The organism is Marinovum sp. PR37, assembly GCF_028807375.1.
GTDB classification, from domain to species: Bacteria; Pseudomonadota; Alphaproteobacteria; order Rhodobacterales; family Rhodobacteraceae; genus Marinovum; species Marinovum algicola.
Genome location: NZ_JARAML010000003.1, coordinates 102903 through 120297, shown reverse-complemented (window position 1 = coordinate 120297; position 17395 = coordinate 102903). Strand labels below are relative to the sequence as shown.

The 17395-nt window shown below is 66.0% G+C and carries 16 protein-coding genes; 5 read left to right on the top strand and 11 right to left on the bottom strand.

Going from position 1 to position 17395, the window contains the following annotated elements; genetic code table 11:
* Position 1 precedes the first annotated feature (1 nt).
* The 4 genes from PVW49_RS03685 to PVW49_RS03670 form a co-directional block, all read right to left on the bottom strand.
* A complete protein-coding gene (locus PVW49_RS03685) occupies positions 2-943 on the bottom strand; it encodes an MBL fold metallo-hydrolase (RefSeq protein ID WP_274589924.1) in 942 nt (313 codons plus the stop codon).
* On the bottom strand, positions 943-1845 hold the full coding sequence (locus tag PVW49_RS03680; RefSeq protein ID WP_274589923.1) for an MBL fold metallo-hydrolase: 903 nt from the start codon (positions 1843-1845) through the stop codon (positions 943-945). Before PVW49_RS03680 ends, PVW49_RS03685 begins: the two co-directional genes overlap by 1 nt.
* Positions 1846-1974: 129 nt before the next feature.
* Positions 1975-2889, bottom strand: coding sequence for an oxygen-dependent tRNA uridine(34) hydroxylase TrhO (trhO, locus tag PVW49_RS03675; RefSeq protein WP_274589922.1), 915 nt, complete (start codon positions 2887-2889; stop codon positions 1975-1977).
* A gap of 59 nt (positions 2890-2948) precedes the next feature.
* On the bottom strand, positions 2949-4166 hold the full coding sequence (locus PVW49_RS03670; protein ID WP_274589921.1) for an Hsp70 family protein: 1218 nt from the start codon (positions 4164-4166) through the stop codon (positions 2949-2951).
* Between the two features lie 113 nt (positions 4167-4279).
* Here PVW49_RS03670 and pncA point away from each other — a divergent pair, with 113 nt between their 5' ends.
* Entirely contained in the window at positions 4280-4873 is a 594-nt protein-coding gene (pncA, locus tag PVW49_RS03665; protein ID WP_274565704.1) for a bifunctional nicotinamidase/pyrazinamidase, read from the top strand.
* Positions 4874-4889: 16 nt separating this feature from the next.
* The gene (gene pncB / locus PVW49_RS03660; protein ID WP_048533460.1) at positions 4890-6182 is read left to right on the top strand and encodes a nicotinate phosphoribosyltransferase; all 1293 of its coding nucleotides are present in this window, start codon (positions 4890-4892) and stop codon (positions 6180-6182) included.
* A 6-nt stretch (positions 6183-6188) separates the two neighbouring features.
* On the opposite strand, the gene arfB is transcribed toward pncB, so the two are convergent.
* The 6 genes from arfB to PVW49_RS03630 all read right to left on the bottom strand — a co-directional run bounded on the left by arfB (position 6189) and on the right by PVW49_RS03630 (position 11636).
* Positions 6189-6608, bottom strand: coding sequence for an alternative ribosome rescue aminoacyl-tRNA hydrolase ArfB (gene arfB / locus PVW49_RS03655; protein ID WP_048533459.1), 420 nt, complete (start codon positions 6606-6608; stop codon positions 6189-6191).
* A gap of 363 nt (positions 6609-6971) precedes the next feature.
* Positions 6972-7622 (bottom strand): queuosine precursor transporter, encoded by a 651-nt coding sequence (locus PVW49_RS03650; RefSeq protein WP_274589920.1) that lies wholly within the window; start codon positions 7620-7622, stop codon positions 6972-6974.
* Positions 7623-7822: 200 nt separating this feature from the next.
* Positions 7823-8707: an esterase-like activity of phytase family protein gene (locus tag PVW49_RS03645; RefSeq protein ID WP_274589919.1), complete on the bottom strand. Its 885-nt coding sequence runs from the start codon at positions 8705-8707 to the stop codon at positions 7823-7825.
* Positions 8708-8712: 5 nt separating this feature from the next.
* Positions 8713-9660 carry a penicillin-insensitive murein endopeptidase gene (mepA, locus tag PVW49_RS03640; RefSeq protein ID WP_048533456.1) on the bottom strand — a complete coding sequence of 316 codons (948 nt, stop codon included), beginning with the start codon at positions 9658-9660 and terminating at the stop codon, positions 8713-8715.
* Complete coding sequence (locus tag PVW49_RS03635; protein WP_274589918.1) at positions 9636-10991, bottom strand: MFS transporter; 1356 nt, start codon at positions 10989-10991, stop codon at positions 9636-9638. The genes mepA and PVW49_RS03635 overlap by 25 nt, the downstream gene beginning before the upstream one ends.
* Before the next feature lie 108 nt (positions 10992-11099).
* Positions 11100-11636, bottom strand: coding sequence for an acyl-CoA thioesterase (locus tag PVW49_RS03630; RefSeq protein ID WP_048533454.1), 537 nt, complete (start codon positions 11634-11636; stop codon positions 11100-11102).
* Positions 11637-11763: 127 nt separating this feature from the next.
* Between PVW49_RS03630 and PVW49_RS03625 the strand changes: the two genes are divergently transcribed.
* From PVW49_RS03625 to yaaA, 3 genes are all read left to right on the top strand, one after another.
* Positions 11764-12051 carry a YggT family protein gene (locus PVW49_RS03625; protein ID WP_048533453.1) on the top strand — a complete coding sequence of 96 codons (288 nt, stop codon included), beginning with the start codon at positions 11764-11766 and terminating at the stop codon, positions 12049-12051.
* Positions 12052-12212: 161 nt separating this feature from the next.
* Positions 12213-14258 carry a DNA helicase RecQ gene (gene recQ, locus PVW49_RS03620; RefSeq protein ID WP_274589917.1) on the top strand — a complete coding sequence of 682 codons (2046 nt, stop codon included), beginning with the start codon at positions 12213-12215 and terminating at the stop codon, positions 14256-14258.
* Positions 14259-14282: 24 nt separating this feature from the next.
* Complete coding sequence (gene yaaA, locus PVW49_RS03615; protein ID WP_274589916.1) at positions 14283-15053, top strand: peroxide stress protein YaaA; 771 nt, start codon at positions 14283-14285, stop codon at positions 15051-15053.
* 41 nt (positions 15054-15094) lie between these two features.
* Here the strand turns inward: yaaA and PVW49_RS03610 are convergent, their stop codons facing one another.
* Positions 15095-17302 (bottom strand): response regulator, encoded by a 2208-nt coding sequence (locus PVW49_RS03610; RefSeq protein ID WP_274589915.1) that lies wholly within the window; start codon positions 17300-17302, stop codon positions 15095-15097.
* Positions 17303-17395 lie beyond the last annotated feature (93 nt).

Below are 17395 nucleotides of genomic sequence, written 5' to 3'. Positions count from 1 at the left end.
CTCACTCCCATTCCATCTGCTCGTAGACCCGGCCGGCGTTCTTGGTCGCCAGTTCTTCGAAGGTGTCGAGATGGGCAAAGGGCGACTGGTCGACGTAATAAGCCTCGGCCAGCCCGCCGCCGGCGTCGATATGGGCGCCGATCTGCCCGCGCAGGAATTCCAGGTAGTCGCGCGTGTAGCGCCGCACCTGAGCCATGTTGGTGGGATGGCCGTGGCCGGGGATCACATAGGTCGCGCCCAGCGGTTCAAACGCCCTGTCCCAGGTGTCCAGCCAATCGGCGGTGATCGTATGTTCGAAGATCGGCAGCAGGCGTTCGTGAAAGGCCATGTCGCCCGAGATCACCAGCGATTGCTCGGGCAGCCAGATCACTATGTCGCCGGGGCTGTGGGCCGGGCCGAGATAGCGCGCTTCGATGCGGAAATCGCCTTTTTCGAGGATGTATGTCTTGGCGAAGGTCTCGGTCGGCAGGGTGATCTCCGTCCCCTCGCCGCGGTCGCGATTGTAGCGCATCATGCCGCTCAGGATCTGGCCGCCGGAGTGCTCCAGCTCCCGCGCCGCATCTTCGTGGGCGATGATCGGCACGCCCTGCGCCGCCCAGTAGGAATTGCCCAGCGCCGCATGCCCCTGGCCGTTCTCGTTGAAGACCGCGATGACCGGCTGGTCGGTCACTTTCCTGATCTCGTCATGCAGCGCTCGGGCCAGCTGGTGCGCCGCGCCGCTGTTGATGACGACCACCCCCGCGCCGGTGACGATAAAGCTCAGATTGTTGTTGTGGCCGGCGTTTTCATAGGTCGGTGGGGCGGTGGCGCCGATGGCGGACCAGACCCCGGGAATGAACTCGACCGGTTTGGAATAGAGCAGCGAGCCGGGGTACTGATCGGCGATCTCCTCGCTGGCAAGGGCGGGCGCGGCGAGCAGGGCCAAGGCCAGGGCGATCCGCATCACGTCGCCTCCGGCAGGAAGACATAGCCGTCGCCATGGGCCTCGGCCCGGCCGAGCCCGCCGGGCAGGTGAAAGCCGATCAGCCGCATCTGCTCGGTGGAAAGCCTGTCGAGCAGGCGCAGGCGGGTGGCGGCGGCGGTGTCAACGTCCTGGTCCGAGCCGGAGGGCCAGCTCGGTCGTTCGAAGGCGACATGGTGATTGCCGATGGCATCTCCGACGACCATCATCGCGTCAGTGCCGCTGCGCAGCTCGAAGGACATATGGCCCGGGGTGTGGCCGAAGCTGGCATGGGCCAGAACGCCGGGCAGGATTTCGGCGCCATCGGTGAAAGTGGTGATCCGGTCGCTCAGGGCCTCGAGCCGCCGTTTCGCGCCGACGGCAAAGGCCTGCCGTGCCGGGCCGATGGTGTCGACGGTGGTGTCGTCCAGCCAGTAATCCAGCTCGGTCGCGCCGATCAGATGGGTGGCCTCGGCAAACAGCGGATCGCCGAAATCGTCGAGCAGCCCCCAGATGTGGTCTGGGTGGCCATGGGTGACCACGACATGGGTGATGTCGTCCGGCGACAGGCCGAGGGCATCAAAGGCAGCTTGCAGCTTGCCGGCCGAGGGCTGGAAATCCGGACCGGCGCCAGCGTCGAAGAGCACGGTTCTCTGGCCATCGCGCAGCAGCGTCAGGTTGCAGCCCGGCGTCAGGCTGTCGCGATCGAGATCGTATTTGCGCAGGATCGGCGTCAGCGCCTGTTGCGGCATCGGGCCGAAGATGAAATCGCCGGGCAGCGCCAGGTTGCCATCGCTGAGCGTGTCGATCCGCATTGCGCCAAGGGTGGTGCCCGACCAGACCGGGCCGGCCAGGGCCAGACCGGCGCCGAGACCGGCCAGCATCTCTCTGCGGGTGAGTGCCATGACGACGTCCTCCCAAACATAATGTCATATGCGAATATGACCGTTCGTTTGGTGGATGGCAAGGACGGGGGCGCTGCCCCATCGCCGCGCGCAGCTATTCCCCCGCGGTATCTTCCAACAGAAAAAGGATCAGACGCCGTGATCGCCGCCAAGGTGTTTCTCGCCCCGTTTGCGGGACAGTTCGATCTGTTTCTGGCGCTCGCGAAAGCGGGCCTTGTCGGCGTCGGAGGTCTCGCGCACGCAATGGTGGCAGGCCACGCCATGTTCGTACTCCGGGCGGGCGCGGTCTTCGGGAAGGATCGGGCGGCGGCAGGCATGGCAGAGCAGATGCGGGCCTTCCCTGAGACCGTGACCCACCGAGACCCGGCCGTCGAAGACGAAACACTCGCCTTGCCAGCTGCTCTGCGCTTCGGGCACCTCTTCGAGATATTTCAGGATGCCGCCCCTGAGGTGGAACACATCCTCGACCCCCTGGCCGAGCAGGTAATTGGTGGATTTCTCGCAGCGGATGCCGCCGGTGCAGAACATTGCCACCTTCTTGTTGTGAAAGCGGTGCTTGTTGTCTTGCCACCACTTGGGAAAGTCACGGAAACTGGCGGTTCCGGGATCGATGGCGCCGTCAAAGGTGCCGATGGCGACCTCGTAATCGTTGCGCGTGTCGATCACCGCCACATCCGGGCTCTGGATCAACTCGTTCCAGTCGGCGGGATCGACGTAATGGCCGGTGCGGGCGCGCGGATCGACGTCGGGCTGGCCCATGGTGACGATCTCGCGCTTGAGCCGCACCTTCATCCGGGCAAAGGGCGGGGCGCTGGCGCGGCTTTCCTTATGCGCGAGATCAGCGCAGCCGGGCAGGGCGCGGATATGCGCCAGCACCGCGTCGATGCCGGCGCGCGGGCCGGCGATGGTCCCGTTGATCCCCTCCTGCGCCAGCAAGAGCGTGCCGGTGATGCCCTGATCTTGACAGAGCATCCGGAGCGGGCCCTGTACGGCGGCGGGATCCTCGAAGCGGGTGAAGTGATAGAGCGCGGCAACGGTGTACATGGGCTGCATGTACGCAGACCGGGCGGCGCAGGCAAGATCGCCGGCGCCCGGTCCTGCGATTACCGCGCCGCGATGGCCAGGCCGTGCACCACGGCGGTAAAGACCTCGGCGGTTTCCTGCCGCGCCTCCGGCAGCCGTCTTGCCAGCGCCTGCCGGACGCCGGACAGCAGGCTGGAGCCGCCGACAAAGACCACCATGTCGACCTGGTCGGGCCGGCAACCGGCGTCCTTGAGCGTCGCCAGCGCCATGTCGCCAATGCGCGCGGCAGCGGAGGAGAGTTCGTGCTGCAACTGCACCCCCCAGAGATCGATCCGTAGCCCGCGTTGCACCACGTCGAGCGCGATTTCGCCGCGCTCGGAGTCATTGGCGGCGATTTTTCCTGCCTCGACCGCATAGGCGATGTCATGGCCCAGATGCATTTCGAGCACCTCGGCCAGTCGCTCGAAGAGCACGGGGTCGCGGGCCAGCCGGATCCAGCGTTTCACCTCGCGCAGCAGTGCCGCATCATAGACAAAGGCGATCTTTTCCCAGCTGGCCAGATCGTGGAACAATGCGCGCGGGGCGGCATGGGTCTTGGCGCCCAGCTCGGCGCCGATTTCGGCCCCGTGGCCCAGCAGCGGCATGACATGGGCGAGGCTCAGGCTGCGGTCGAAATCGGTGCCGCCGAGCCGCAGCCCGCGGCTGGCGATCACCCGGGTCTGGCCGCGCGCGCGTTCGCAGAGGGTGAAATCCGAGGTGCCGCCGCCGATATCGACGATCAGCATGCGGCCCTCGCCGGCCACCGCCAGCGCCGCCGCTTCCGGTTCGGGCAGGAAATCGACCGCGCGAAAGCCGGCCAGCGCATAGGCTTCGCGCAGGTCGATCTCGGCCTGGGCGTCCTTGTCTTCGGATTCGGAGTGAAACCTGACCGGCCGGCCGGAGATCGCGGCCTCGAAGCTCTGACCGGTGATCCGTTCCGAGCGGCACCGAATCTCGGCCAGGAACCGGCCGATCACCTCGATCAGCGTCATCCGCTCGTTGAGAAACCGCCGTTTTTCGCGTGCCAGCGGCGTGCCGAGGATGCTTTTCAACCCACGCATGAAGCGGCCGTCCTGCCCCTCCATCATCGCCCGCGCCGCGGCCTCGCCATAGACAAAGCGCTTGTCGGTGAAATCGACAAAGACCGCCGTCGGCAGGGTCTGCGCGCCCGCTTCGAGCGGCAGGGCGGCGGGGCGACCATCCCGCAGGATGCCGGCGCCGGTGTTGGAGGTTCCGAAATCTATGCCAAGCCGTGCCATCCGCACCTCTGATCCATCGCGAAGCGGCGGCTATAGCGGCAAGGATGGGCCATGGCAATTCCGCAATGCCGATTCTAAGCTGCGGCGAAACCGGGACTACAGGAGGCCGCCTGATGCGCGCTCTTATCGTGATCGACGTGCAAAACGATTTCTGCCCCGGCGGGGCGCTGGCGGTCGGGGGCGGCGACGAGATCGTGGCGCCGATCAATGCCCTGATGGCGGACTTCGAGGCGGTGGTGCTGACCCAGGACTGGCATCCGGCGGGGCATTCCTCCTTTGCCAGCCAGCACCCGGGCAAGGCGCCCTTCGCGATGACCGATATGGACTATGGGCCGCAGGTGCTCTGGCCGGATCATTGCGTTCAGGGCTCGGAGGGGGCGCAGTTTCACCCGAAACTCGAAACGACGCGCGCCGATCTGATCATTCGCAAGGGGTTCCGGCCGGCGATCGACAGCTATTCGGCGTTTTTCGAGAACGATCACGCGACGCCCACCGGGCTCGAAGGCTATCTGCGCACGCGCGGGATCAGCGAGCTGGTGATGGTGGGGCTGGCGCTGGATTTCTGCGTCGGCTTTTCGGCGGTGGATGCGGCCAATCTCGGCTTTGGCGTCACGGTGTTGGGCGATCACTGCCGCGCCATCGATCTGGATGGGTCGCTGGCGGCGGCGACAACCAACATGCAGAACGCCGGCGTCACGCTGCGCTGAGGGAAGGACGGTCGAGATGGTCGATATCGCCACCCGCGTGTGGAATCACAAATGGAAGATCGACCCGATCGTCCGCTCGCTGATCGACACCGATTTCTACAAGCTGCTGATGTGCCAGTCGGTGTTTCGCAACAAGCGCGACACGCAGGTCAGCTTTTCGCTGATCAACCGGACGAAATCGGTGCGCCTGGCCGAGCTGATCGACGAGGGCGAATTGCGCGAACAGCTCGATCACATCCGCTCGCTGTCCTTGTCGCGCGGCGAGAGCACCTGGCTGCGCGGCAACATGTTCTATGGCAAGCGGTCGATGTTCCGTTCGGATTTCATGGAATGGTTCGAAAACCTGCGTCTGCCGCCCTATCACCTGGAAAAGCGCGACGGCCAGTACGAGCTGACCTTCGAGGGCGCCTGGCCCGAGGTCATGCTCTGGGAGATCCCGGCGCTTGCGGTGCTGATGGAGCTGCGCGGGCGGGCGGTGCTCAATGACATGGGGCGGTTCGAATTGCAGGTGCTTTATGCACGGGCGATGACCAAGCTCTGGGAAAAGGTCGAAGGCCTGCGCGCCATCGACAATCTGCGGATCGCCGATTTCGGCACAAGACGGCGGCATTCCTTTCTGTGGCAGGATTGGTGTGTGCAGGCGATGACCGAAGGGCTGGGGCAGAGCTTTGTCGGCACCTCGAACTGCCTGATCGCCAAGAACCGCGATCTCGAGGCGATCGGCACCAATGCCCATGAGCTGCCGATGGTCTATGCCGCGCTGGCCGAGGATGACGCGGCCCTGGCGCGGGCGCCTTACGACGTGCTGGCCGACTGGCACGAAGAGCACGACGGCAACCTGCGCATCATCCTGCCCGACACCTATGGCACCCAAGGTTTCCTCGACAAGGCGCCGGATTGGCTGGCCGGCTGGACCGGCATCCGCATCGACAGCGGCGATCCGGCCAAGGCCGCCGAGGCGGCGATCGCCTGGTGGACCGCCCGCGGCGAGGATCCGCGCAACAAGCTGGTGATCTTTTCCGACGGGCTCGACGTAGAGAATATCGCGGCACTGCACGCGCAATTTTCGGGGCGGGTGCGGGTGTCCTTTGGCTGGGGCACCAACCTGACCAATGATTTCCGCGGGTTGGTGCCGGACGGCGGGCTCGACGCCTTTTCGCTGGTCTGCAAGGCGGTCTCGGCCGAGGGGCGGCCGACGGTCAAGCTCTCGGACAACCCAGAAAAGGCGATGGGGCCGGAGACGGAGATCCAGCGCTACAAGCGGGTGTTCGGCGTGGGCGAGCAGGAGCGGATCGAGGTGGTGGTGTAGGCCGGGCTATTCCTCGACCTTCCCCCTGAGCGCCTTGACCTCGCCGCGCTTCTTCTTCGCATCCACGCGTTTGCGTTTCTGGTTCTGCGACACCCGCGTCGGGATGCGCCGTTTCGGGCGTTCCAGCGCCTTGCGCACCATCTCGGCCAGTCGTTCGCGGGCGATCTCGCGGTTGCGGGCCTGGGAGCGGGTTTCGTCGACCTGGATGATCAGCGCGCCGTCGCGGGTCCATTTGCGGCCGGCGATGCGTTGCAGCCGGCGTTTGACCGGATCGGGCAGGGCGGGCGAGCGGGCGGCCTCGAAGCGGAGTTCCACCGCCGTCGAGACCTTGTTCACATTCTGCCCGCCGGGGCCCGAGGCGCGGATGAATTGCTCCGTCAGCTCCCAGTCGGCGATTTCGATCTGATCGTTGATGTGCAGGGTCATGCGGATGAATATGGCAGGCTGAGGGCGAACGGCAAGGTCGCAAACGGCGCGGGGCCTCGCGAGCCGAGCACGCCCCGGACCTGGTCCGGGACCTCCCCGGGGGTCGCGCACCGGTCCCGCCAGTCATTTGAATCGAAAAGGGCCATGCCCGGCGGCATGGCCCTTCGAGAATGTCAGGAGGTGGGGCCGGTTAGGTCCTACCAATTCGGGGTGAAACTCCCCCAAGGGCTGCCTCAGAGGGCCTCTCCCCGAACTGTTCCGACACCTTTCTCCAATACCTCTCTAGACACTGAAGCACCTCCTTTCTGTTTGTTGTCCGTACTCGAATCATGGCACGGACAGGCCAAATCGCAAAAGGTTTTTTCAGGCCAGAGCGCGATTTTGCCCAAGCCGTGCGACGATTGCCCGAAACGGGATCAATGCGATCAGCGCCAGCGAGAGCTTTACCAGCCAGTCGGCAAAGGCCAGCGTCACCCAGAGCGGCGCCAGCGGGCCGGTGTTCAGGAAGGGCACAGCCTCCCAGGCCCAGTTGATCGCGGCATCGGCCTCGGCGCCGAACAGGGTGACAGAGGCGGAAAAGGCGATGGTAAAGAACAGCGCGGTGTCCAGCGCCGAGCCGACCAGCGTCGAGACCAGCGGCGCACGCCACCAGCGGCCTGCGCGAAAGCGGTTGAAGACCGCGATATCGGTGAGCTGCGCCACGAGGAAGGCAAGGCCCGAGGCCACGGCGATGCGCAGCGGCACGGCGGCATAAGTGTAGCCGTCGCCCTGCAACATGATCTGGCTGCCCACAAGCGAACAGATCACGCCGGTGACGAAGCCCGCCAGCACGACCTTGCGCGCGGCGCGGACGCCATAGACCCGGTTCATCACATCGGTGACGAGAAAGGCCAGCGGATAGGTGAGGGCGCCCCAGGTGATGAGCCCGTCGAGAATGAGGAATTGAACGAGAATGTTCGAAGCCACGACGATCGCGGCCATGGCAAGAATGCCGGGAAGATGGGTGCGGTTCATGTCTGATGCCCGTTTTTGCAAGGTTGCGGCGACTTGGCTCCCGAAACGGGAACGGGCGGGGCATATAGAGGTGTCGCGCCTCGGTCAAGGGGAAGCCGGGCAGGCGGGGCGCGCGCCGCGGGCCAGGGGGCCCCGGATCGGGGTCCGGGGCGGGTATTCTTCGGGCGCGGGGAATGCCGGGTCGGATCCGGGCGATTGCCTCAGGGCAGCAGGTATTCGACGATCTCGCTGCGCTGGAACGGGTTGAAATTGTCGTCCGAGATCATGGTCAGCCGGATCTGGCCGGTGGCGGCGCGGGTGACAGCGAGGCCTTCTAGATTGTCGTGCCGCGCGAGATGGCTCACCAGCAGCACCTCGCCCGGGCCGAGCGCCGTTTCCGAAAGCGGAAAGCGCCGGACCCGCGAGCGAAAGCCGAGGCCGGTGAATTCGCGCTCGAGCAGATAGAACATGCCGTCGGGGCCGATATCGGCGCCGGTGGGTTGAAAGCCGCCGATCCGGGGGATCGCAAAGGGCTGATCCCAGCGGGTGCCGTTGAAACGATAGACCGGGAAGGGGCGGGTCAACTGGCCCGAACGTTCCGGCATCGTGTAAAGCCAGCCCCGGCTGTCCACCGCCAGCGCCTCGAGCGCGGAATTGTTCTGCATGCCGTCGAAATCGGGGTGGCTGGGCAGCGCCTGCGCCCGCGCCATCGTCGGATAGGCCCAGACCCGGGCCCGGCCCTCGAAAGAGATGTAGCGCCGGCCATCGGCGGCAATGGCCAGCCCCTCGGCATCCTGCGCCACCTTGCGGTGCATCGGATTGCCGCCGGTGTTCATCAGCGGCCGGGGGGCGGTGCCCTCGACCCGGGTGATGCGGCCGTTTTCGCGGATCAGCCGGCCTTCGACAAAGCGGCCCCGGTCCGAGATCGCAATGAAGCTTTCGCCATTCTCGGCCAGCTCGAACCCCGACATCCCGCCAAAGCCTTCGGCGTCGCTTTGCCAGGAAAAGCTCTGAAGATGCCGCGCCGTGGGCGGGGTCTCGGCCGCGATGCAGCCGCTGGCGAGCCCTGCCAGTCCGAGGCAGGCCGCCCTGAGAAATCGTGTCATCGGGGTTACTTCGCCTCCAGCACGCTGGCGCATTGCAAGGGCAGATCCGCGAGCACCAATTCGCGTTTGGGCTTGGGCGGCGGGGCGTTCGGGTCCGGCGGCGGCGGGTTGAGGATACGATCAACCCAGCCCTGCGCCTCCTGACAGCCGTCGCCGGGGGGTGGCGGGTTCTGGTTCACGCAGCCGCTGGCGCCGGGGGGGCAGGAGAGGCGCACGTGGAAATGATAGTGATGCCCCCACCACGGCCGGATTTTGCGCAGCCAGGCGCGGTCGCCGGTTTCGTCATTGCACATCCGCACCTTGGCGCCGGGAAAGATGAAGATCCGCGCCACCCGCGGATCCGAAGCGGCGGCTTTCAACAGGGCGTGATGCTCGGGCGTCCAGTCGTCATTGGTAAAGGCGCCATTCGAGCGGCGCAGCGAGATCGAAGAGATCTGTTCGCGCGCCTGCTGGGACAGGCCGAGATTGGCGGCGGGACGCAGCCAGATATCGGCGTCGAGGCCGATCTGGTGGCTGGTGTGGCCGGTCAGCATCGGCCCGCCGCGGGGCTGCGACATGTCGCCGACGTAAATCCCGTTCCAGCCCGGAAACTGCGCGGCGCGGGCCGAGAGCTTGCGGACGTAATCGATCATCTCCGGGTGGGCCCAGTTGCGGTTGCGCGACAGGCGCATCGCCTGCCAGGTCGGGCCGGTTTCCGGCAATTGCACGCCGCCCGCCAGGCAGCCCTTGGCATAGCCGCCATAAGCTGCCGTGCGCTGATCCGATCCGGCGCGCTGCGCGCCAAACAGCTGTTTGGCCTGCTTGCTCGACAGCACGCCGAGGGAATCGCCGATCGTCGGCTGCGGGGCGCTGGCCAGCGTCGCCTTGGTCCTTGTGCCGTCAGAGCCGCCGCAAGCGGCGAGGAGAGCACATAAAATCGTGGCGCCGGCTAGGCGGAACGGATGTCGGACCATGCTGCTCGGTCTCCCTCTGGTTTTACCCAGCGTAGCAACAAAAGTCCGATCAGGAAAAGCCCGATGAGCGGGGTCACGCCCAATTGCTGCGAGCCGGTGATCTGGGTTGTCACGCCGATCAGAAGCGGCGCGAGAAAGGAGGTCGCCTTGCCCGCCAGCGCATAGAGCCCGAAGGCTTCGGTCATCCGCGCCGGATTGGCCTGGCGCACCATCATCGTGCGGCTGGCCGACTGGATCACCCCGCCCGCCGCACCGATCACCGCGCCGATCACGTAGAAGGCGATGTCGGGCAGGGCCGAGCCCTCGGCCAGCGCCACGCCATAGATCGACTGGCGCGAGACCAGCACCGTCGAGACCGCGGCACAGGTCAGCGCCAGGATGGCGGCGGCGATCACCGGCCGGGGGCCGAAGCGCGCATCCCACTTGCCGCCGAGCCAGGCAAACAGCGCGCCCGAGATGATTGCGAGGATGCCGAAGATGCCGACGTCGACCACGCTCCAGCCCAGCACGCCGGCGGCATAGATGCCGCCAAAGACATACATCCCGTTGAGCGCGTCGCGGTAGAACATCGAGCTGGCCAGATAGGCAAAGAGCGACGGCGTTTGCGGCAGCCGCCGCAGGGTCCGCCCGAGGTCATGCAGCGCGCGGCGCAGGGCGCCGGGGTGCCGCGCCGTGGGCTTCGGGTCGCGCACCCAGGCGAAAAACGGGATCATGAAGACCACGTACCACAGCGCCGTCAGCGGCCCGACAAACCGGGTCCCTTCGCGCGCCTCGCCGTCGAGACCGAAGGGCGGGGCGAGGCCCAGCATGGTGCGGCCGGTCTCGGCGCTTTCGGCAAAGAAGGCCAGCATCAGCACCAGCGCCACCAGCCCGCCGCAATAGCCGAAGGCCCAGCCGTTGCCCGAAATCCGGCCGATCTCTTGCGGGCTGCCCAGATCCGGCAGCATGGAATTGGTGAAGATCGTGGCAAATTCCATCCCGATCAGCCCGATGGCAAAGGCCAGCAGGATCAGCACGAGGTTGAAATCCCCCGGCGCGGCAAACCAGAGCGCGGCCGAGCCCAGCACATACATCACCGAAAACAGCCAGATGAAGCGCATCCGCTGGCCCGAGGTGTCGGCCAATGCGCCCAGAACCGGCGCCAGCAGCGCGATGACCAGCCCGGCACCGCCGATGCCGTAGCCCCAGGCCGCCTGTGCGGCGCTGCCGTCACCCATCAGTTCCTTGACGTAGGGGGCAAAGATGAAGGTGAGCAGCAGGGTGTTGAACGGCTGGCTCGCCCAGTCGAAAAAGAACCAGCCCCAAATCCGTTTGCGTTTCGTCGCGTCCATGATGCCCCCGTGGTTTGCGGCGGTTAAGCCCGACTGCGCGGCGTGGCGCAAGATTTACTTGCTCCGGCCATGGCAGTCACCGCCCGGAAACTCCGCCGCCATCCCGGCTCAGCCCTCGGACATCGGTGGCCAGGGGCGGGCATCCTCGGCCGCGATCCAGGCCTTGATATGATCCGGCAGCTCCGGCATCCCCTCCGCTCCGATCTCGGCCAGAAGCTCGGCCGGCGGCACGATCCCCTTGGGGCCGGTCACCGCGGTGCGGTACATCGCATGGCTGGCGCATTCGCCGTTGTTCTTCCACATCGACTGTTCGAGGTAGACAAAGCGGTGATCCACCCCTACCGCCTGCGACCGCATCTCGAAGCTCTCGAACGGCCGGATGCGCCGGCGGTAGCGGGTGCAGGAGCCGGCCACGGTCAGCCCCCATTTGCGCCGTCGCAGCACCGCCATGAAGCCGGTCCGCTGGGCCAGCGGGATACGCCCGAGGTCGTAGAGCGTCAGCGTGCGGCCGTTGTTCAGCTCCATCCAGAAGTCGATGTCCCAGGGCCAGCAGCGGTGGCGCGACACATGGGTGCCGGTCACCGGCAGGCGCGGCGCCTTGCGGAACAGGTACAACTCTTTGAACATGCGGATGAACGGATACATGCGGGCCACCTCCAGCCGCAGGTGTGCGCCGCGGCGCGACGGGCGGCAAGCCGTGACGCGGCGACACTTGTGCTTTGGTCGTGCCGGCCTTACCTAGATTGCGCGAAAAGCCGGAGACACAAAGCAGATGTACGCGATTTACGGGCCCCTGAAGCTCATCCTCGATGTGGCGTTCTTTATCATGATTGCCCATATCATCATGAGTTGGCTGATCAATTTCCAGGTGCTGAACCTGCGTCAGCCGCTGGTCTCGCAGATCTGGTACGGGCTGAACCGCCTGCTCGAGCCGATCTATCGCCCGATCCGCAACATCCTGCCGGACACCAGCCCGCTTGACCTGGCGCCGCTGGTGGCTTTCATCATCCTGATCTCGCTGCGCGATTTCATCCTGCCCGAGATGTTCGGCCTGATCTGAGACCCGATCGCGGCGCGCCCCGGACCGCGATCCGGGGCCTCTCCGTCGGCCATGAGGCCCCGGATTACGTCCGGGGCGGTGTCGGGGCCTTGTTCACCGAATCTCAATGTGTGATTGTTGGGATAAGAGCAGTTTGACACAAATCTAGCAGGTTTTGCCCCATGGACGACGCCGCCACGCTATTGCGGGACGTGTTCGGATTCGACGGATTCCGCCCCGGTCAGGGGGAGATCGTCGAGGCCGTGGCGGCCGGCCAGAACGTGCTGGCGATCATGCCCACCGGCGGCGGCAAATCGCTCTGTTTCCAGCTTCCGGCGCTGCTCCGCCCGGGCGTGACCGTGGTGATCTCGCCGCTGATCGCGTTGATGCGCGACCAGGTGCGCGGATTGCGCGAGGCCGGCGTCGCGGCCGGCGCGCTGACCTCGGGCAACACCCCCGAGGAGACCGAGGCGGTCTGGCAGGCGCTCGAAGCTGGCACGCTGAAGTTGCTCTACCTCGCCCCGGAGCGGCTGGCCGCCGGCGGTACCGTGCAGATGCTGCACCGCATCGGTGTCAGCCTGATCGCCGTCGACGAGGCGCATTGCGTCAGCCAGTGGGGCCATGATTTCCGCCCCGACTACCTGCGCATCGGCGAACTGCGCCGCGCGCTCGACGTGCCGCTGGCCGCCTTCACCGCCACCGCCGACCGCGAGACCCAGGACGAGATCGTCACAAGGCTGTTTGACGGCGAGGAACCGGCGCGTTTCCTGCGCGGCTTCGACCGGCCCAACATCCACCTGGCGTTTCAGCCCAAGGACAGCCCGCGTCGCCAGATCCTCGATTTTGCCGCCGCCCGCCGCAGCCAGTCAGGCATCGTCTATTGCGGCACCCGCGCAAAGACCGAGGGGCTGGCCCGCGCACTGTCCGAGGATGGCCACACCGCCTGTTTCTACCATGGCGGTATGGAGGCCGAGGACCGGCGCATCGTCGAGAGCCGCTTTGCCCGCGAGGACGGGTTGATCGTGGTGGCCACCGTGGCCTTTGGCATGGGGGTCGACAAGCCCGACATTCGCTGGGTGGCCCATGCCGACCTGCCGAAATCCATCGAGGCCTATTACCAGGAGATCGGCCGCGCCGGCCGCGATGGTGGCCCGGCCGAGACGCTGACTCTTTTCGGCCCCGACGACATCCGCCTGCGCCGCACCCAGATCGACGAGGGCCTTGCCCCGCCGGAACGCCGCGCCGCCGATCACGGCCGGCTCAACGCGCTTCTGGGTCTGGCCGAAGCGCTGGAGTGCCGCCGCAAGACCCTGCTGGGCTATTTCGGCGAAGACGCCGAAACCTGCGGCCACTGCGACCTGTGCCAGACCCCGGTCGAGACCTTTGATGCTACTGAAGCGGTCCGCAAGGCGCTCTCGGCGGCGCTGCGGACCGGCGAATGGTTCGGCGCCGGCCATCTGATCGATATCGTCATGGGCAACGAGACCGACAAGGTGCGCCAGAAGGGCCACGAGCAGCTGCCCACCTTCGGCGTCGGGCGCGAGTTTGACAAGCGCGGCTGGCAGGCGGTGTTCCGGCAGATGATGGGCCATGACCTGATGCGCCCCGATCCCGAACGCCACGGCGCGTTGCGGATGACCGAGGCCGCGCGGCCGATCCTGCGTGGCGAGGCCGCGATCACCCTGCGCCGCGACACGATTGCCAGGGCCCAGGCGAAACGCCGCCCGGCGGTCAAGGCGATGGTCAGCGAAGAGGATGCGCCGCTCCTGTCGGCGCTCAAGGCCAAACGACGCGCGCTGGCCGAGGCGGCAAGCGTGCCGGCCTATATCATCTTCAACGACCGCACCCTGATCGAGATGGCCGAGACCAAGCCGTCGAACCTCGACCAGATGGCGCGGATCTCGGGCGTCGGCGCCAAGAAGCTCGACAGCTACGGCGCCGATTTCCTCGCCGTCATCACCGGCGCGGCGGAAGAGATGCACCCGACCCGGCGCAAGCTGGCCGGGCGCGACGCCGGCGCGGTCTATGACCGGCTGATGCAGGTCCAGGCCGATCTGGCGCGCGGCGCCTGTGGCACCGAAAAACCGCTGTCTTGCTCGGCTTCGCTGCTGGCCAAGGTGGCCGAACGGCGGCCCTCGCTGCCCGAAGAGCTCGAGCGGCTCTTGGGCGAACGGCGCAGCGAACGTTTTGGCGCGGCCTTTCTGGACGTTTTGCGCGAAGCATCCTAAGTCCGGGCGAAACGGAGGGATGCGATGCTTGTGGTGATTTCCCCGGCCAAGCGGCTGGATTGGTCAGAGGTCGATGTCGAGACGACCGCGCCTGCGATGCAGGAAGAGGCGCTGCGGCTGGCCAAGACCGCGCGCAACCTGACCCTGGGCGACCTCAAGGGGCTGATGGGCCTCAGCGACGATCTGGCCCGGCTCAACCGCGACCGATTCAAGGCCTTCGCCGCCGAGCCCACGCCGGAGGCCACCCGCCCGGCGGTCTTCGGATTTGCCGGCGACACCTATCAGGGGCTCGAGGCGCGGTCGCTCGAGCCGGACGAGCTGCGTTATGCCCAGGATCACCTGCGGGTGCTGTCGGGGCTCTACGGCGTGCTGCGCCCGCTCGATGCGATCCAGCCCTACCGGCTTGAAATGGGGTCGCGGCTCAAGACGCGGCGCGGCAGCAATCTTTATCACTACTGGGGCGACCGGATCGCCCGGGCGCTGAACGCCCAGGCCGAGGCCACCGGCAGCGCGGTGCTGGTCAATTGCGCCAGCCAGGAATATTTCGGCGCGGTTGATCTCAAGGCGCTGAAGCCGCGGGTGGTGACGCCGCAGTTCTATGACATGAAGAACGGCCAGCCCAAGATCATCAGCTTCTTTGCCAAGAAAGCGCGCGGCGCGATGGCGCGTTATGTGGTGCAGACCAGGCTCACCGCGCCTGACGACCTGCTCGGCTTCGATCTCGGCGGCTATCGTTACAACGAAGAGCTGTCGGAACCGGATCGCCCTGCGTTCCTGCACGACGACAGGGGCTAGGCCGGGCGGGTGTCGGCCCGCCCCTGCGCGGCCGACACCCCTCAGCCGGCGCGCATCGTCGCCTTCCGGGGCGTGTATTTTGTCAGCATATCCTCGATGGCGGCGCGTTTCAGCGGCTTGGTGATGTAATCGTCGAGCCCCGCCGCGATCAGCGCCTCGCGGTCGCCGGTCATCGCATGGGCGGTGCAGGCGATGATCGGGGTGCGGTGCCCGCCGCCCTCCTCGAGCTTGCGGATTTCCAGGGTGGCCGCCTTGCCGTCCATCTCGGGCATCGAAATATCCATAAAGACGATATCGGGCCGAAGCTCGCGAAAAAGCGCCACCGCCTCGACGCCATTGTTGGCGAAATGCAGATCGACCGGCAGGGATTTGACCATCTTGCGGAAAACGAACTGATTGGTCCGGTTGTCCTCGGCGGCGAGGACTCGCAGCCTGACCGCCTCGGGCGGCTCTGGTTCCGGCTTTTCCGCGGCCGGCGGCGGCGGCAGTTTTGGTAAGGACGGAGGTGCGGCGACTAGCGGCGCCTCGGTGACACCGCTGAGCACCTCGAATAGCCGGGCACGCGGCACCGGTTTTTGCAGGATGGCATGCAAATGCCTGGCGGCCGGATCCTGCTCGGCAAAGCCGGTGTTCGAACTGAGCATCACGATCGGCGCCTCTTGCCCGGCCGCGCGCAGCGCCTCGGCAAGCTCGAGCCCGTCAAGTTCGGGCATGTTGTGATCGGTCAGCACGAGGTCGAACCCGCCGCCCTGGCTGACCAGGTCAAGTGCCTCGCGACCATTGGCGCAGCTCGCGGTTTCCACCAGCATGACCTGAAGCTGCTTTTCCAGGATCAGCCGGTTGACCGGTTTGTCATCGACGATCAGCACCCGGCGCAGATGGCGCGGCATCACCGGCGGTTGCACGGTCTCGCCCGAGGGGCAGGGCAGGGTGAGGGTAAAGCCGAAGCTAGAGCCCTGGCCCTGCACGCTGTCGACCCAGACTTCGCCGCCCATCAGGCCGATCAGCCGCTTGGTGATGGCCAGCCCCAGCCCGGTGCCTTCGAATTTCCGGTTGCGCTCGCTCTCGACCTGGTTGAATTCGCCGAACACATGGCCAAGCTGGTCGGGCGGAATGCCGATGCCGGTATCCTCGACCGTGACATGGATGGCCGATGTGCCATCGTCGCGCGGCACCCCCACCACGCGGGTGAGCACATGGCCCCTGAGGGTGAATTTCACCGCATTGCCGATGATATTGGTCAGCACCTGGCGGATGCGCCCGGGATCGCCGAAAAATTGCGTCGGCAGGAAGATGTCGTAATCGACCAGCAGGTCGATCCCCTTGTCGCGGGCCGTGGGTTGCAGCAGCATGACGATCTCGTGGATCGCGCGTTCGAGATCGAAGGTTTCGGGGTGCAGTTCGAGCTTGTCAGCCTCGATCTTGGAATAATCGAGCACGTCGTTGATGATCACCAGAAGCGCCTCGCCAGAGCTGCGCATGGTGTTGACGTAAAGCCGCTGTTCTTCGCTCAGCTCGGTATCGGTCAACAGTTCGGCCATGCCGATCACGCCGTTCATCGGAGTGCGGATCTCGTGGCTCATATTGGCGAGAAAGGCCGATTTGGCGCGGTTCGCCGCCTCGGCCCGGTTGCGCGCCCGGCGCAGGTCTTTTTCATAGCGGATGGTGTCGGTGATATTGAGCACAAGGCTCACCACGTCGCCGGCCTCTCCGCGCCGGTCATGCACGCGGATGTAATTGTCATTCCAGAGCCTGAGGGTCACCGGTTCGGGGCTGGGCGATTGCCAGCGCCCCAGCATCATCGCGCGCCAGTCGGCCGGGACAAGATCGTCGGTGTCGACGATGCCCTCTTCGGTCAGCAATTGCAGGACGCGGGCAAAGGAGATGCCCGGCTGGATTTCCTCGATCCCGTCGAACACCGAGAGATAGGCGGAATTGGCAAAGATCAGACAGTGATTGGCGTCGAAGAAGGCAAATCCGTCCTCGATGGTTTCCACCGCCTGACCCAGCCGGCGTTCGGCGACCTCGAGGTTTTCGGTGGCGCGGGTGAGGTCGGATTTCACCCGCTGGTTCTCGTCGCGCACCGTGGCCATTTCGGCGCGCTTTTCGACGATCTCCTCGCTCAGCGCGCGGGCATGATGGCCAAGCTTGCGATTGGCGGCAAAAAGCTCGGCCTGCTTGAGCTCGAGCAGGCGCTCCGCCGCAAGGCGGGCGCGGCGTTCCTCGGCAAGTTTGCTGGCGAGAGTCATCGCCCGGCTCCGGTCGTTCTTCGGCTCATTGGCGGCACCTTGGCGGCAAGGGGTGAAGATCTGTTTAAGCCGCGCCGGGAACGGCAATTGACG

Bases quoted from the DNA above. Each gene is read 5' to 3' on its own strand.
- PVW49_RS03685 (WP_274589924.1), bottom strand. From the start codon at position 943: ATGCGGATCGCCCTGGCCTTGGCCCTGCTCGCCGCGCCCGCCCTTGCC.
- PVW49_RS03680 (WP_274589923.1), bottom strand. From the start codon at position 1,845: ATGGCACTCACCCGCAGAGAGATGCTGGCCGGTCTCGGCGCCGGTCTG.
- trhO (WP_274589922.1), bottom strand. From the start codon at position 2,889: ATGTACACCGTTGCCGCGCTCTATCACTTCACCCGCTTCGAGGATCCC.
- PVW49_RS03670 (WP_274589921.1), bottom strand. From the start codon at position 4,166: ATGGCACGGCTTGGCATAGATTTCGGAACCTCCAACACCGGCGCCGGC.
- pncA (WP_274565704.1), top strand. From the start codon at position 4,280: ATGCGCGCTCTTATCGTGATCGACGTGCAAAACGATTTCTGCCCCGGC.
- pncB (WP_048533460.1), top strand. From the start codon at position 4,890: ATGGTCGATATCGCCACCCGCGTGTGGAATCACAAATGGAAGATCGAC.
- arfB (WP_048533459.1), bottom strand. From the start codon at position 6,608: ATGACCCTGCACATCAACGATCAGATCGAAATCGCCGACTGGGAGCTG.
- PVW49_RS03650 (WP_274589920.1), bottom strand. From the start codon at position 7,622: ATGAACCGCACCCATCTTCCCGGCATTCTTGCCATGGCCGCGATCGTC.
- PVW49_RS03645 (WP_274589919.1), bottom strand. From the start codon at position 8,707: ATGACACGATTTCTCAGGGCGGCCTGCCTCGGACTGGCAGGGCTCGCC.
- mepA (WP_048533456.1), bottom strand. From the start codon at position 9,660: ATGGTCCGACATCCGTTCCGCCTAGCCGGCGCCACGATTTTATGTGCT.
- PVW49_RS03635 (WP_274589918.1), bottom strand. From the start codon at position 10,991: ATGGACGCGACGAAACGCAAACGGATTTGGGGCTGGTTCTTTTTCGAC.
- PVW49_RS03630 (WP_048533454.1), bottom strand. From the start codon at position 11,636: ATGTATCCGTTCATCCGCATGTTCAAAGAGTTGTACCTGTTCCGCAAG.
- PVW49_RS03625 (WP_048533453.1), top strand. From the start codon at position 11,764: ATGTACGCGATTTACGGGCCCCTGAAGCTCATCCTCGATGTGGCGTTC.
- recQ (WP_274589917.1), top strand. From the start codon at position 12,213: ATGGACGACGCCGCCACGCTATTGCGGGACGTGTTCGGATTCGACGGA.
- yaaA (WP_274589916.1), top strand. From the start codon at position 14,283: ATGCTTGTGGTGATTTCCCCGGCCAAGCGGCTGGATTGGTCAGAGGTC.
- PVW49_RS03610 (WP_274589915.1), bottom strand. From the start codon at position 17,302: ATGACTCTCGCCAGCAAACTTGCCGAGGAACGCCGCGCCCGCCTTGCG.